General features: G+C 71.7%; 13 protein-coding genes. 10 read left to right on the forward strand and 3 right to left on the reverse strand.

The window, feature by feature from the left end; genetic code table 11:
• Positions 1 to 4 precede the first annotated feature (4 nt).
• The gene (locus JOF43_RS21515; RefSeq protein WP_342592253.1) at positions 5 to 484 is read left to right on the forward strand and encodes a PH domain-containing protein; all 480 of its coding nucleotides are present in this window, start codon (positions 5 to 7) and stop codon (positions 482 to 484) included.
• Between the two features lie 8 nt (positions 485 to 492).
• Here JOF43_RS21515 and JOF43_RS21520 read toward each other — a convergent pair whose 3' ends face one another.
• Together JOF43_RS21520 and JOF43_RS21525 are read right to left on the reverse strand one after the other, a co-directional pair.
• The gene (locus tag JOF43_RS21520) at positions 493 to 1,608 is read right to left on the reverse strand and encodes a DUF3866 family protein (protein WP_209905175.1); all 1,116 of its coding nucleotides are present in this window, start codon (positions 1,606 to 1,608) and stop codon (positions 493 to 495) included.
• A gap of 9 nt (positions 1,609 to 1,617) precedes the next feature.
• Positions 1,618 to 2,628 (reverse strand): IS481 family transposase, encoded by a 1,011-nt coding sequence (locus tag JOF43_RS21525; protein ID WP_209903502.1) that lies wholly within the window; start codon positions 2,626 to 2,628, stop codon positions 1,618 to 1,620.
• Positions 2,629 to 2,778: 150 nt separating this feature from the next.
• Between JOF43_RS21525 and JOF43_RS21530 the strand changes: the two genes are divergently transcribed.
• From JOF43_RS21530 to JOF43_RS21570, 9 genes are all read left to right on the forward strand, one after another.
• On the forward strand, positions 2,779 to 4,773 hold the full coding sequence (locus tag JOF43_RS21530) for a WYL domain-containing protein (RefSeq protein WP_342592254.1): 1,995 nt from the start codon (positions 2,779 to 2,781) through the stop codon (positions 4,771 to 4,773).
• Between the two features lie 128 nt (positions 4,774 to 4,901).
• Positions 4,902 to 5,261, forward strand: a complete 360-nt coding sequence (gene tatA, locus JOF43_RS21535) for a Sec-independent protein translocase subunit TatA (RefSeq protein ID WP_209905176.1) — start codon at positions 4,902 to 4,904, stop codon at positions 5,259 to 5,261.
• A 78-nt stretch (positions 5,262 to 5,339) separates the two neighbouring features.
• The gene (gene tatC / locus JOF43_RS21540; protein ID WP_342592255.1) at positions 5,340 to 6,209 is read left to right on the forward strand and encodes a twin-arginine translocase subunit TatC; all 870 of its coding nucleotides are present in this window, start codon (positions 5,340 to 5,342) and stop codon (positions 6,207 to 6,209) included.
• Complete coding sequence (locus JOF43_RS21545; protein WP_209905177.1) at positions 6,206 to 7,147, forward strand: diacylglycerol/lipid kinase family protein; 942 nt, start codon at positions 6,206 to 6,208, stop codon at positions 7,145 to 7,147. The genes tatC and JOF43_RS21545 overlap by 4 nt, the downstream gene beginning before the upstream one ends.
• The gene (locus tag JOF43_RS21550) at positions 7,144 to 10,011 is read left to right on the forward strand and encodes a DEAD/DEAH box helicase (RefSeq protein WP_209905178.1); all 2,868 of its coding nucleotides are present in this window, start codon (positions 7,144 to 7,146) and stop codon (positions 10,009 to 10,011) included. Before JOF43_RS21545 ends, JOF43_RS21550 begins: the two co-directional genes overlap by 4 nt.
• Positions 10,008 to 10,796 carry a hypothetical protein gene (locus JOF43_RS21555; protein WP_245354647.1) on the forward strand — a complete coding sequence of 263 codons (789 nt, stop codon included), beginning with the start codon at positions 10,008 to 10,010 and terminating at the stop codon, positions 10,794 to 10,796. The genes JOF43_RS21550 and JOF43_RS21555 overlap by 4 nt, the downstream gene beginning before the upstream one ends.
• Positions 10,793 to 12,433: an apolipoprotein N-acyltransferase gene (gene lnt, locus JOF43_RS21560; RefSeq protein ID WP_209905179.1), complete on the forward strand. Its 1,641-nt coding sequence runs from the start codon at positions 10,793 to 10,795 to the stop codon at positions 12,431 to 12,433. Before JOF43_RS21555 ends, lnt begins: the two co-directional genes overlap by 4 nt.
• A gap of 1 nt (position 12,434) precedes the next feature.
• Positions 12,435 to 13,190 carry a polyprenol monophosphomannose synthase gene (locus JOF43_RS21565; RefSeq protein WP_209905180.1) on the forward strand — a complete coding sequence of 252 codons (756 nt, stop codon included), beginning with the start codon at positions 12,435 to 12,437 and terminating at the stop codon, positions 13,188 to 13,190.
• A gap of 9 nt (positions 13,191 to 13,199) precedes the next feature.
• Positions 13,200 to 13,748 carry an FxsA family protein gene (locus JOF43_RS21570; protein ID WP_209905181.1) on the forward strand — a complete coding sequence of 183 codons (549 nt, stop codon included), beginning with the start codon at positions 13,200 to 13,202 and terminating at the stop codon, positions 13,746 to 13,748.
• An 85-nt stretch (positions 13,749 to 13,833) separates the two neighbouring features.
• On the opposite strand, the gene JOF43_RS21575 is transcribed toward JOF43_RS21570, so the two are convergent.
• Positions 13,834 to 14,184 (reverse strand): RNA polymerase-binding protein RbpA, encoded by a 351-nt coding sequence (locus JOF43_RS21575; protein WP_209905182.1) that lies wholly within the window; start codon positions 14,182 to 14,184, stop codon positions 13,834 to 13,836.
• Positions 14,185 to 14,199: the final 15 nt, after the last annotated feature.

Here is a 14,199-nt window from a genome sequence, read left to right on the forward strand (position 1 = left end):
TGCCGTGTCCTCGTCGGATCCGGGCTCTCCCGGCGGCCAGGAGCCAGAGACCATCGTGCTGCGGCCGCGGATGGTGCGCGTGTCCGCCTATCTCACGGGGGTGATCGTGCTCGCGGGCATGATCGGCGGCGCCGTGGCGCTGGAGAGCTTCCATCTCGGCGGACGGCTGGGTCTGGTGGCGATGGGCATCCTGATGTTCCTGTTCTGCCACCTCGAGGCCTCCGTGCGGCTGATCGCACGGCCGCGCGTGCTCGAAGTGCGCAACGTGTTCCGCGTCCGCACGCTGGACTGGCCGGAGATCGTCGGGATCAGCTTCCCGATGGGGGACCCCTGGGCGCACCTGGACCTCGCCGACGGATCGACGCTCGCGATCAACGCCATCCAGCGCTACGACGGCAAGCGCGCCATCGCCGCTGCCCACCGGCTCCAGCGGCTCGTCCACGAGCGCGGCGAGGCGACCGATTCCGATCCCCCCGGGCCCTGACGCGCAGGTCAGCGCCGTGGGACGAGGGTCGCGGCGCATCGCCCGGCGAGCGCTGCGTACCGGAAGGCCTCGGGGTCCTCGCCGAGGCTGCGCCCCATGGTCGACAGCCGCAGCGGCATCTCCTCGAGGGCGTCCCGCAGCCCTTTCGCGTCGACCTCGGTCAGCACGTGCTCGATGCCCCGCTCCCGCCCCGGCGCGACAATCGCTGTTTTCACCTGTTCCTGCACTGACGCATGAAAAGGGCTGTAACGCGAGTCGTTCCGGGAGAGCACGGGGAGATGGGCCGGTGCGAGCGTGGCCTGGCCGTAGGTGGTCGCGGAGTGGTGCGAGAGCCCCCGATGGCGATCGCGGTGGTCGGCGTTCGAGACTCGCAGCGCGGCCACCGGGGTGCCGCCCAGCGCGGTCGCCGCATGCACGGACTCGGCTGCCTCGATCCCGGAGAAGCCCCAGCCCGTGCCCGTACCGAGGTTCCCCGGGCCCTGGATCACCACGGCCACGTCGGCCCGCACCACGTGCTTGGCGCCGAGCAGTGCGGAGTGGACCGTGACCGCCTCGAGGTCGCCGCCGAAGGACTGCCCCGCGCTGATCACTGAGGTCAGCAGGCCGGTCTCCCGCAGCCGGGCGGTGGTGCGCGAGTACGCGGCCGGGAGCGCGGCGCCGTCGGTGTGCACATAGGCGATGCGGGCGCCGTGCCGCTGGGCGCGGATCCCGGCGATGATCGCGGGCAGCGAGGAGTGCAGGTCGGCGACGACGACCGGCATCCCGTCGACGCCCCGGGCCTCGCGGATCGTGTCGTAGTGCTCCCCGTCGGGGTCGTCGATCGCATCGACCATCGTCTGCATCGGGGTGTAGCGCGCCTTGACCATGTGGCCGGTGGCAATCTCCGGGTCGGGCAGCACGTCCAGGCGCGCTACCACCAGGGCATCGCCCCCGGTGCCGAGCCCGCGCCGCAGCGCATTGGTGTTCAGCAGCACCCGCTCCCCGTGCTCCGGTGTGCCTGTCAGCTCGGGGTAGGCGAGCGCGGAGACCACCTCGCCGTCGTCCTCGGTCTCGACCTCCAAGCGGGCCACGCCTCGCCAGGATGATCTCGCGCCGGTGACCGTTGCCCGTTCCCAGTGCAGCATGGGACCAGCCTAGGTGTAGTTGGTCATGACGTTGTCGACGCCGGTGTGAAGTCGTGAGGCCGGGGGCTGGTCGCCGCAGGCGGTGTGGGGTCGGTGGAAATTGTAGTGATGGACCCAGATCGCGATCGCTTCGCGCCGCTCGGTCTCGGAGCCGTAGGGGCGGGCGTAGAGGCACTCCTCGGCCAGGATCCGCTGGTAGCGCTCGATCTTGCCGTTGTGGCGAGGTGTGTAGATCCTCGTACGCTGGTGCCGGGAGATGAAAGCGCAGGTCGATCGCCGAAACGCTGAGGCGGTGTAGTTGCTGCCGTTGTCGGTGACCAGCCGCGTGATCCAGGTGATGCCGTGCGCGGCGAAGAACACGCGGGCGCGATGGAAGAACCCGATGGTCGTGATCGCTTTCTCGTCCTCGAGCGACTCGGTGTAGGACAGGCGGGAGAAGCCGTCCTCCATGGAGTGGAGGTAGGTGTAGCCGACCTTTTGCTTGTGGGCGCGCTTGCCGGCGAGGGCCAGTTCGCTGCCACGACCATGGGCCCGCCAGCCGCCGCCGTCGGGAATCTGACCGACCTTCTTGACGTCCATGTGGACTATGTGGCCGGGGTAGCGGGCGGTGATCTTCCCTGGTGAACGCAGGTTCTCACCGTCTGGGGTGATATCGCGGATCCGGTTCAAGCCGAGGCGGTCCAGCCACCTCGTCACCGTCCTCACGCAGCACGCGAACCCGTGGCCGTCGGCGAGCTCGCGGGCGATCCGGCGCGCGGACCACTTCCTCTTCCGCCGCCAGGACTCGATCAGCTCGAGCACCCAGATCGGGAGGCGGGTGGGGCGGTTCGCCGGCGCGCTGGAGTGGTCTTGCAGGCCTGGGTCGCCGTGCTCGCGGTAGCGGCCGACCCATTTCGAGAGCGTGGTGCGAGCGATGTGAAACTCGGCCGCGACGTGGGCGATCGGGCGACCGGAGTCGATGACCTGCGCGACAGCTCGCTGCCTTCCAACGACGGTCAGCGGCGCATTACGGTGGTGCATGGAACGGGCCTCTTCCTGCGAGACGGTTGCTTAGACACCACCCATCGTGCAGTCCAGGGGCCCGTTCCTTCATCCCATACGCCGTGACCACAACGTCATGACCCGCAACACCTAGGGCCGCGGAGCCCGTGGGGCCGCTACCCTGGCCGGGTGGCTGCCAAAGGTGTGGAAAGACTGCTCAACGTCATCATGACGATCGGGTCGCGCCGTCGGATCGACCGCGCGAAGCTCTTCGCCGTGATCCCCGACTATGCGAACGCGACGTCCGAGCAGGCCGCGGAGCGCATGTTCGAGCGCGACAAGGCCGCGATCCTGGAGCTCGGACTGCCGTTGGTCACCGAGCGGGACGTCCTCGACGAGAACACCGTCTTCTACCGGATCGACGCGGCGCAGTCCGGTGCCGTGCTGGACCTCACCACCGAGGAGTACACGGTGCTGCTGGCCGCGAGTCGGGCCTGGGACGACGCCGCCGCCGGGGGAGCGGCCCGGCGGGTGCGCTCCAAGCTGCTCAGCCTCGGTCACGACGCCGATCCCGACCTGCTGCGCCGCACCCCCCGCGGCGCCGTGGAGTCGCTGCCCGTGCTCTCCCCGCTGCTCGAGGCCGTCACCGCGGCCCGTTCGGTGCGCTTCACGTACCGCGGGACCCATGGCGCCCCGGCCGAGCGTCACGTCGAGCCGTGGGTGGTGGGTGTCCACGAGGGGCACTGGTACGTCCACGGCTGGGACCGGGACCGCTCGGCCCCGCGCCTGTTCCGTGCCTCCCGCATCGAGTCCTTCCCGGCCGAGGGCCCGCCCTCGGTGCAGGAGCGCCCGGAGCAGACGGACCTCGCCTCCGTGCTCGAGGCGATGCACCACAGCGACGACCACGCCCGCGCGGTCGTCGTCGCGGCCCCCTTCAAGGCACTCGCCCTGCGCGACCGCGCCGGCGCGTCCCTGGATGCCGAGCGACTCGAGCTGCCGCCGCTGCCCCGGCCCGCCGCGCGCCGGCTGGTCCTGGCCGACGTCCGCTGGGGCGAGCTGCTCGAACCGGTCCCGTGGCGCGCCGAGCTCGCGGAGGTCCTCACCGCCGTCGCCGACGCCCACGAGGGGGAGGGCGACACCGCTGCCGTCGACGCGGCGGCCGTACGTCCTGAGCCCAGGATCCGCACCACCCCGACCGGCACCGACACCCTGTCCCGGCTGATCTCCGAGGCGGCGTACGTGATGGATCGCGGCGAGGTCGATCTCGCCGAGCTCTCCGCCGCCCTCGGCGTCTCGACGAAGCAGCTGATCACCGATCTCCAGGTGCTGTTCGTCTGCGGCGACATGGGCACCGGCTGGGAGGACCTGATCGAGGCCGAGTGGGAGCACGGGACCGTCCGGGTGCGCAATGCCGAGCCGCTTCGGCGGGCGCTGCGGCTGAGCGCCGTCGAGATCACCGCGCTGCTGGCCGGGCTCGCCGCCCTCGAACCCTCCGCCGGGGAGGCCGAGAGCATCGTCGCCAGTGCCCGCGGGAAGCTCCTGGCCGGCGCAGGGGGCTCCTCCGATCAGCCGGTGGAGCCGCCCACCAGGGCCGAGCTCGCCGAGGCCGCCTCCGTGGACGAGATGGCCTCGCGCACCGCCGATCGCGCCGAGTCCGTCCTGACCGCCGTCCACCGTGCGCTGCGCGCCGAGACGGACGACGACGCGTCGCGCCTGATGATCCGCTACTCCTCGATCGACCGGCCGGGCACCAGCATCCGCCGCATCCGCCCGCTGCGGATCGACACCGACGGCACCCGCTCCTACCTGCTGGCCGAGTGCGAGCTCGCCCAGGGAAAGCGCCGCTTCCGGCTGGACCGGGTCGTGGAGATCCTGCCGGCGGACACGCCGCAGGGGCGCGCCGACCTCGGTGAGGGGCCGGTGCTCGACGGCCTCGCCGACGGCGAGGTCTGGCTGCGGCTCGATCCGCCGGGTCGCTGGGTCGGGGAGTCCTTCGGTGCCGTCGAGCTGCGCGACGGCGCGGACGGTGCGGCCTTCGCCCGTCTGGACCGACCGGTGCGCGCGGCGCTCGTGGACGCGGTCCTCGAATCCGCGGGGGCCGTCGAGGTCCTCGCCCCGCGTGAGCTCAGAGACACTATCGTGACCGTGGCCCGCGCCGCAGGCGCACGTCACTCCCAGCCCTAGCCGTTACCCTGGGACGACCCGCCGCACGGTGGGCCGGACCACCGTCCGAGCGGTCCGTCAAGCGCTCCGTCCGCTGTGGGATGATGTGTGGGCCCGTGCAAGATCGCGGCGCTTCTGAAAGGTATTCCATGAGTTTCTTCCGTAGCCCCTGGCCGATCGTCATCCTGGTCGTGCTGGTGATCCTGCTTTTCGGGGCCAACAAGCTGCCCGGTCTCGCACGCAACATGGGAAAGTCGATGCGCGTCTTCAAGAGCGAGGTCGAAGAGCTGCGCGGCGATGACAAGGAAGAGGACGAGGGTGAGGGCGGGACCGACGAGCCGCGCTCCCGTTCTTCCCGCGAGCGGGACCGTGACGACAGCGGCGACCGGCCCTCGCGAGACGGTCGTGATGACCGCCGCACCCGTGACGACCGCGAGTACGACCCCCGCGACGAGTCCGAGCCCGAGAGCGTCCGCCGCCGCGAGGACGGCGACTACCGTCGGGACTGAGCACCCGGGCGCCGGTTGACGCCAGGGGGTCCGGGCAGATGATCGCCCGGACCTCGAACGCTGGGAGGAAGCAGACCCGTGGCGAGTGATACGCAGGGCCGCGAACGGGCCAGGAAGCCGCGTTCGCCCAAGGACCCCGAAGGGCGCATGTCCCTCGGGGAGCATCTCATCGAGCTGCGCAATCGCCTGGTGATCAGCGCTGCGGCGGTGCTGATCCTTTCCGTCGTGGGCTGGTTCCTGTTCGACTGGGTCTTCGAGGCGCTCAAGCGCCCGTTCAGGGTTGCCGCTGCGCAGGGTCTGCAGGCGGACCTCAACTTCCAGGGCGTGGGCACCGGTCTGAACGTGCAGCTGCAGATGTCCGCATATGTGGGCCTGCTGCTTGCTTCCCCGGTGATCATGGTGCAGATCTGGATGTTCGTCATGCCGGGTCTGCACCGGAACGAGCGCAAGTACGCGGTGGGCTTCTTCGGCACGGCCATCCCATTGTTCTTCATCGGATGCGCCGCAGGGTACTGGGCCATCAACCAGCTGGTCCCCGTGCTTCTGAGCTTCACCCCGCAAGCCGACCAGGTCATGCAGCTCATCAAGTATGACGAGTACCTGAGCATGTTGGTCAAGACGATGCTCGCCTTCGGCATCGCCTTCGTGGTCCCCGTGGTGATGGTGCTGATGAACTTCCTCGGCCTCATCCGGGGTCGGACCATGCTCAAGGCCTGGCGCTGGATCATCTTCATCAGCGTGCTGTTCACCGCGATCATGGTGCCGACGCCGGAGCCGTTCACCCTGCTCGCGATGTCCGCTGTGATCGCGAGCCTGTTCTTCGCCGCGATCGTCATCGCACTGATCCACGACAAGCGCCACGGCGTGGGCGATGACGACGAGCTGGACGACGACGAGACCGAACCCCTCGAGAAGCCGTCGAGCCTCGACGACGAGGACGGACGGTGAGCAGGCTCCGGGTCGGTCTGCTCTCGAACCCGACCGCCGCCCTCGGCACCGCGCACCGGGTCGGTCGACAGGTCGGTCACCTGCTGCGTCTGGCGGGCATCTCGGTGGTCGACCTGTCGGGACCCTCGGCCTCCGTGGCCAGGGCACGGGCCCTCGAGGTGCGCGACACCCTCACCGCGCTCGTCGTCGTCGGCGGCGACGGGACGGTCTCCCTCGGTGCCGAGATCGTGGCCGACAGCCCCGTGCGGCTCGGCATCGTGCCCGCCGGCAGCGGCAACGACTTCGCCCGCGCGCTCGGCCTGCCTCTGAACGACCCCGAGGAATCCGTGCGGATCCTCCTGCACGCGCTGTCCCGTCCGGTCGTCGCGGTCGATGCGATCGAGATCCTCGCCGCGGGCGAGCACGCGCTCCCGCACCGCTCGGTGGCCCTGGGCAATGTCAATCTCGGTTTCGACGCGCTGGTCAACGCGCGGGCGAACAGCTCAGGTCGCGCCCGCAGCTTCCGGTACACCACGGCGGTGCTGCGGGAGCTGCCGGCCTTCACGCCGCTGCCGTACTGGCTCGAGATCGACGGCGGGGAGCGGATCGAGCTGGATGCGACGCTCGTGACCCTCTCCAACTCCGGGACCTTCGGCGGGGGGATGCGCGTCGTCCCCGACGCCCGGCTCGAGGACGGCTCCCTCGAGCTGGTCACCCTCGAGAAGGTCGGACGGCAGGAGCTGCTGCGCTTCTTCCCGCGGGTCTTCCGCGGCACCCACACCTCGGTGGACGGCTTCGGCATCCGCCCCGTGCGGGAGGTGACGGTCGGGCTGCGCCACGGCCGTTCCCTGCGCTGCTACGCCGACGGCGAGCCGCGCGCGCTGCTGCCGATCACCGCCCGGCTGCTGCCGGGCGCGGTGCGGCTGCTGGCCGACGTCTCCTCAGGAGGTTCCTCGTGAGCTCACCGTCCGAGCGCTACGCCCGGTGGCAGGCGGAGAAGAAGCTCGCCGCCTCCGAGCTCGGCGCCTTCACCACCCGCTACGACTTCGCGCTGGACGACTTCCAGCTGGCCGGCTGCCAGGTCCTCGAGGACGGCAGCTCGGTGCTGGTCGCCGCGCCGACGGGCGCGGGCAAGACCGTCGTCGGCGAGTTCGCCGTGCACCTGGCGCGCGCCCGGGGCCGGAAGGTGTTCTACACCGCCCCGATCAAGGCGCTGTCGAACCAGAAGTTCGCCGAGCTGGTGGACTGGCTCGGGCACGACGCGGTGGGGCTGCTGACCGGGGACACCTCGATCCGGCCCGAGGCGGATGTGGTGGTGATGACCACCGAGGTGCTGCGCAACATGCTCTACGCCGACTCGTCCCTGCTGGACGGTCTCGGCTTCGTGGTGATGGATGAGGTCCATTACCTGGCCGACCGCCTGCGCGGCCCGGTGTGGGAGGAGGTCATCATCCATCTCGATCCCTCCGTGCAACTGGTCGCGCTCTCGGCGACGGTCTCCAACGCGGAGGAGTTCGGTGCCTGGCTGCAGGAGGTGCGAGGCTCCACCGAGATCGTGGTCTCCGAGACGCGTCCGGTGCCGCTGTGGCAGCACGTGGTGGTCGGCGACGAGCTGATGGACCTCTTCGTCGATTCCCACGGTGAGGCAGTCGTCTCCCACGGGCCCGGCGTGCGCGGGGATCGGCACGTCAACCCGGAGATCGAGCGCGTCACCTCCTTCTCCCTGCCGGTCGACGAGCGCTCGGGCCGCGGCCGCGGACGCGCCCCCGGCGGTCGCCGGGGCACCAGCGGCCGGCACCGCCCCCGCGGGTCCGGTCAGCACAAACCGCCGCACCTGCGCAAGGGTCGCGGCCCCCAGGGCGGTGGCGGGCACCCCGGAGGACCGCGGCCACCGCGCCGGCCCGAGCTCGTGCGGCTGCTCGAGGACGCCGCCCTGCTGCCCGGGATCATGTTCATCTTCTCGCGGGCGGGCTGCGAGGGCGCCGTCCAGCAGTGCGCGCGGGTCCGTCTGCGCCTGACCGACGAGGACGAGCGTCGCGAGATCCGCGCGGTGCTCGAGGATCGACTCGCACCCATCGGGATCGAGGACGAGGACGTGCTCGGCATCGCGGCGTTCCGCCGCGCGGTGCTCGACGGCTACGCCGCCCACCATGCAGGGATGCTCCCGCTGCTGAAGACCGTCGTCGAGGAGCTCTTCGCGGCGGGGCTGATGAAGGTCGTCTTCGCCACCGAGACGCTCGCCCTCGGCATCAACATGCCGGCGCGCTCGGTGGTGCTGGAGAAGCTGGTCAAGTTCAACGGGGTCGACCATGCCGACCTCACCCCCGGGGAGTACACGCAGCTGACCGGCCGGGCGGGGCGCCGCGGGATCGACACCGAGGGGCACGCGGTGGTGGTGGCCGGGCCCCGCTTCGACGCCCATGCCGTCGGCTCGCTGGCCTCCCGGCGCACCTTCCCGCTGCGCTCGGCCTTCCGGCCCACCCCGAACATGACCGTGAACCTGCTGGACCGCTTCGACCTCTCCCGGGCACGGGAGACGCTGGAGACGAGTTTCGCCCAGTTCCAGGCGGACCGCTCCGTGGTGGGGCTCGCCCGCCGCGCCCGCGAGCTCGAGGACACCGCGGAGTCCTACCGCGAGGCCGTCACCTGCGACCGAGGCGACCTGCTCGGGTACGCCGAGCTCCAGGAGCGGATCAGCGAGCGCGAGAAGACGCTGTCGCGTGCCCGCGCCGCCGCGGATCGCGACCGCACCCGCACGGTGCTCGGCGGGCTGCGCCGCGGCGAGGTGATCGCCGTGCCCGGTGGCAAACGCCGAGGCTACGCCGTGGTGCTCGACGTGGACCGGGTCGTGCTCGGCGGGCCGCAAGTCGACCTGCTGGACACGGAGGGACGGCGCCGCAGCCTCCGTCCCGGGGACGTGCCCTCCTCTCCGGCCGTCATCGACACCCTGCGGCTGCCCCGCCAGGAGGCTCTGGGCAGCGGGAAGGTGCGCAAGGACACCGCGGCCGCGCTGCGTCAGCGGCTGTCGGGACGCGACGACCCCCGCCGGGAGGTGCGCGCCCGCACCGAGCGGACCCCGTCGACCGCTGCGAGCGACGAGACCCTCCAGCAGCTGCGCGAGGAGTTGCGCGCCCATCCCTGCGCCGCCTGCCCGGAGCTCGAATCGCATCTGCGGTGGGTGGGTCGCTGGCGGAAGGCCCGCACCGATCTGGAGGGCGTCCAGCGTCGCATCCAGGGCCGCACCAGCTCGCTGGCCCGACAGTTCGACCGTCTCGCGGACCTGCTGGTCGAGCTCGGCTATCTCACACGCAGCGGTGAGGAGCTGGTTCCCACGCCCGGCGGACTGCGGTTGCGCCGCCTGTTCAGCGACCGCGACCTGCTCATCGCCCAGTGCCTCGAGCACGGTGCCTGGAAGGGCCTGGACGCCGCGGGACTGGCCGCCGTGGTTTCCGCCGCCGTCCACGAGGCCCGTCGCGACGACCGCGCCCCCGAGCCCCTGGCGGATCCCGCGGTCGACGCGGCGATGGAGGCCACCGGCCGCCTGGCCGCCGAGCTGCAGGCCGCCGAGTCCCTTCACGGCATCGACCCGACCGCGCCGCCCGATCCGGCGATCGCCGCGATCGTGCACCGCTGGGCCCACGGCGCCTATCTCGCCGCCGCCCTGGACGGCAACGACCTGCCTCCCGGGGACTTCGTGCGCCACTGCCGGCAGGTCATCGATCTGCTCGACCAGCTCACCGCCGACGAGGAGCTGGGATCCGTCGCCCACCAGGCGGTGCGTGCCGTGCGCCGCGGTCTCGTCGCCCAGGAGATCGACCGATGAGCGTTCTCCCAGGCGCGCACGAGACCCTGGGGCATGTGAGAGAGACCGACGCCGCCCTGCCCACGCTCTACACCGGCATCGTGCTGTACAGCAGCCAGGATCCCGAGGCCTCCGCGATGCTGGTGGCCGATGGCCTGATCGCCTGGACCGGCCCCGAGGACACGGCACGGGTGATCCACGACGGCGCCCAGGTCGTCGACGCCACCGGCTGCCTGCTCACCCCCGGGTTCGTGGACGCCGCCGCCACCGCCGACGGCGCCGCTCCCGATCCCGCCGAGGACGCGGAGGCGGCCGCCCGGGGGATCGTGCTGCGCCTTCCCGGGCCGACGGGGCAGCGCGAGGGCGTCCGCGTCCTCGCCCCCGTCACCGAGAGCGCCGATCATCTCGACCTGCTCACCGAGGGCACCCCGCTGGCCTTCGGCTCGGGCGGGGAGCAGATCGGCGCCGATCCCTGGGACTGGGTGCGCGGGGCGACCCGGCGGCCCCCGGCCGCGCAGCGGATCAGCGATCGTGCGGCCTTCCTCGCCTCCACCCGCGGCGGTCAGCGGGTCGCCGGCCGGCGGCACCCGGGGTCGCTGGCCACCGGGATCGAGGCGACCTTCGTGATGTGGGAGCCCTGGGACCTCACCGTGCAATCACGGGCGGAGCGGGTCGAGGCCTGGTCCACCGACCCGCGCTCGCGCACGCCGCTGCTGCCCGATCTCGACCAGGGCACGCCGCGGGCGCTGCGCACCGTGATCGACGGCGTCGTCGTCCATGACCGTCTCGGGGGGAGCCCCGTATGACCGCGACGACCCGGGCCGCCTCCGCCCGGGCCGGCTCGCGGCGGGCGCGCGACGAGTTCGACCCCACGCCGTGGCCCATCGCCCTGGTCTGCGCCGTCGCCGGCGGGGCCGCCGCCCTGCTCGCCTTCCCGCCCTACGGGATGTGGATGCTGCTGCCCGTCTCCCTGGCCCTCCTGGGCGCCGGCCTGCTGGTGCGCAGCGTGTGGGTGTCGATCCTGGTCTCGCTCGCCTGGGGCGCGGCGTTCTTCGTCCCGCTGACGGCCTGGGCGAACACCTACGCGGGGACTCTGCCGTGGGTGGCGCTGGGTGTGTTCGAGGCGCTGTACGTCGTGGTCTTCGGGCTGCTGGCCCGCACCGTCATGCTGCGGCGCGGGCTGTGCCTGTCCTCCGCGGTGGTGGTCTCCGCGCTCTGGGTCGGCATCGAGACGCTGCGCAGCCACGCCCCCTGGGGCGGCCTGCCGTGGGGCTCCAGCGCCTTCGCCCTGGCCGACTCCTCGCTGTTGAACCTCGGTCCCTGGATCGGCGTGGCGGGCCTCGCCTTCGTCGTCGCCCTCCTCGGGCAGATGCTGCTGCACGGCGCGCTCTCCCTGCTGGGGCGCCGTCACCGCGGTCTCGTCGGGTTCGCCGGTGTGTGGCCGCTCGCCCTCGCCGTGGCCGCGATCCTGGCCACCGTGGTCGCGCCCTCCCCGCCCAATACGGCGCCGGGGGACCGCGGCACGATGACCGTCGCCGGCGTCCAGGGCTCGATGGAGAAGATCGACCCGGCCACGCTGGCCATGCCGGACGACGTGTTCGAGAACCATCTCGCTGTCACCCGCGACACCGTCCAGCAGTCGCAGGACGAGGGCAAGCAGCTGGATCTGATCGTGTGGCCCGAGGACTCCACCGGCTACGACCCGCGCCAGGATCCCTGGATGGCCGACCAGATCAGCTCGGCCTCGACCGAGGCCGGTGCGCCCATCCTCATCGGCACCCAGGTGGCGGTCGGCGAGTCCGAGCGACTGAACCAGTCGGTGCTGTACGCGCCCGACGGCTCCACCCCGTACGCCTACTCCAAGCGGCACCCGGTGCCCTTCGGCGAGTTCGTCCCGATGCGGGACTTCTTCCGCTCGATCACCGACAAGGTCGATCTGATCTCGCGCGACATGATCGCGGGCGACGAGGTCGGAGTGATGGACATGGAGGAGCTCGACCAGGGCCATCACCGCGTGGGCGTGCTGATCTGCTTCGAGATCGCCTACGACAACCTGGTCGGTGACGTCGTGCGCAACGGCGCCGAGGTGGTCGTGGTGCAGTCCAACAACGCCCTGTTCGGCGACTCGCACGAAGCCATCCAGCAGGTCGCCGAGGCGAAGGTCATGGCCGTCGTCTCCGGGCGCAGCGTCGTGCACGTCTCCACCGTGGGGCACTCGGCGATCTTCACCCCGGAGGGGCGCCAGCTCGACTTCGTCGACCATTGGGACCAGGGCGCAGTCCTCGCCGACGTGCCGCTGCGCACGGGCATCACCCCGGCGATCGCCGCCGGACCCTGGATCGCCGTGGGGCTGTCCGCACTGGGCCTGGTCGGGTTCCTGGCCGCGCTCTCGAGCCGGCGTCGGGCCCTGTCCCCGCTCCCGCGCCACCGTGGGAGGAGCTGAGATGCGACCCTCGACCGCCCCGCTGCCGCCCACCCTGGTCGTCATCCCCACCTACGACGAGCGCGAGGCACTGCCCGGCACCCTCGCCCGGCTGCGCGCCGCGGTGCCGGCAGCGGATGTGCTCGTCGTGGACGACTCCTCGCCCGACGGCACGGGGGAGTGGGCCGACCACGCCGCGGAGTGCGACACCCACGTCCACGTCCTGCACCGCGCGGGCAAGGAGGGCCTCGGCCCGGCCTACCTGGCGGGCTTCGCCTGGGGCCTCGAGCACGGATACGCGCAGCTGGTGGAGATGGACGCCGACGCCTCCCACCGGCCCGAGCAACTGCTCGGACTGCTGGAGGCCGTGCGCCGGGGTGCGGATCTCGCGATCGGATCGCGCTGGGTGGCCGGCGGGCGCGTGCACGACTGGCCACTGTCCCGGCTGCTGCTCTCGCGCGGAGCGAACGTCTACGTGCAAGCGCTGCTGGGGCTCGGGGTCCGGGACGCGACGGCGGGCTACCGCGCCTTCCGCGCCGATCTGCTGCGGGAGCTGGTCGCCGGGGACATCGCGTCCCAGGGGTACTGCTTCCAGGTGGACATGACCCGGCGCGCCCGTGACCTCGGTGCCGTCATCGCCGAGGTCCCGATCGATTTCGACGAGCGCACCGAGGGGGCCAGCAAGATGTCCCCCCGCATCGTGCGCGAGGCGCTGGTGCTCATCACTCTCTGGGGACTCTCACGCCGCACCCAGCGGATCCTGCGACGGCTGCGTTAGTCTTCCCGCATGAGCACAGCACCCGGCACCGGTCCCCGCCCCGACCGTTCCCGCTGGGGCACGCTGCTGCCGATCGTCATCGTGGTGGTCGGTCTCCTCGAGCTGACGATCCTGGTGCTCATCGGAGTCTCCACGAGCCTGTGGTGGTCGGTGCTGATCATCGCGGTGGGCTGGGTCGTCGGCGTCGCCCTGCTGGTGGCTGCCGGACAGCAGTCCTTCGTGCGCCTGCGCTCCCTGATCCGGGCAGTGCGCGGTGACGGCGACGTCCAGGACCATCTCTCCCGCCCCGCCTTCACCGTGCTCTCGGCGGTGTTCTTCTTCTTCCCGGGCGTGCTGACCGATCTCGTCGGCCTCATCCTGCTGCTGACGCCCGTCCAGCGCCGGTCGGTCAAGGCGATGGGACTGGGCAGCGGCTCCGAGGGCGCCCGACGGGTGCTCTACCGCCGTTCGAGCACCGGCGTCATCGACGGGGAGATCATCCTCGACGCCCAGAAGCCCGAGCGACGCGGCGAGCGGTCCGACCGCCCCGAGTCGCCGCCGACGATTACCCAGGACTGAGCCTCAGGGCCTGGACACGGACAGACGGATCGCCCCCGCCCACCGTGAGGTGGAGCGGGGGCGATCCGTCCGTCGCGGGCGCGACTCAGAGGTTGCGGCGCTGGTGCAGGCGACCGGACCGGAGCAGCGCCAGGCGCTGGTCGAGGAGCACCTGCAGGTCCTCCTCGCTGCGGCGCTCCAGGAGCATGTCCCAGTGGGTGCGCACCGGCTTGCCGGCCTTCTCCTCGGGCCGCTCGTGGTCACGAAGCAGTGCGGAAGCGCCGCAACGGCACTCCCAGACGGCGGGCACGTCCGCCTCGACCGAGAAGGGGAGGACGATGTGGTGGCCGTTGGGGCAGTCGTAGATTGCCTCCTGGCGCGGTGCGGCGAGGACGCCCTCGTCGGTCTCCATGGAGAGGGAGCCAAGTCGGGTGCCTCGCAGGCTGCGGCTGTTCATGCGGTTCTCGCTTCC

The organism is Brachybacterium sacelli, from assembly GCF_017876545.1.
GTDB lineage: Bacteria > Actinomycetota > Actinomycetes > Actinomycetales > Dermabacteraceae > Brachybacterium > Brachybacterium sacelli.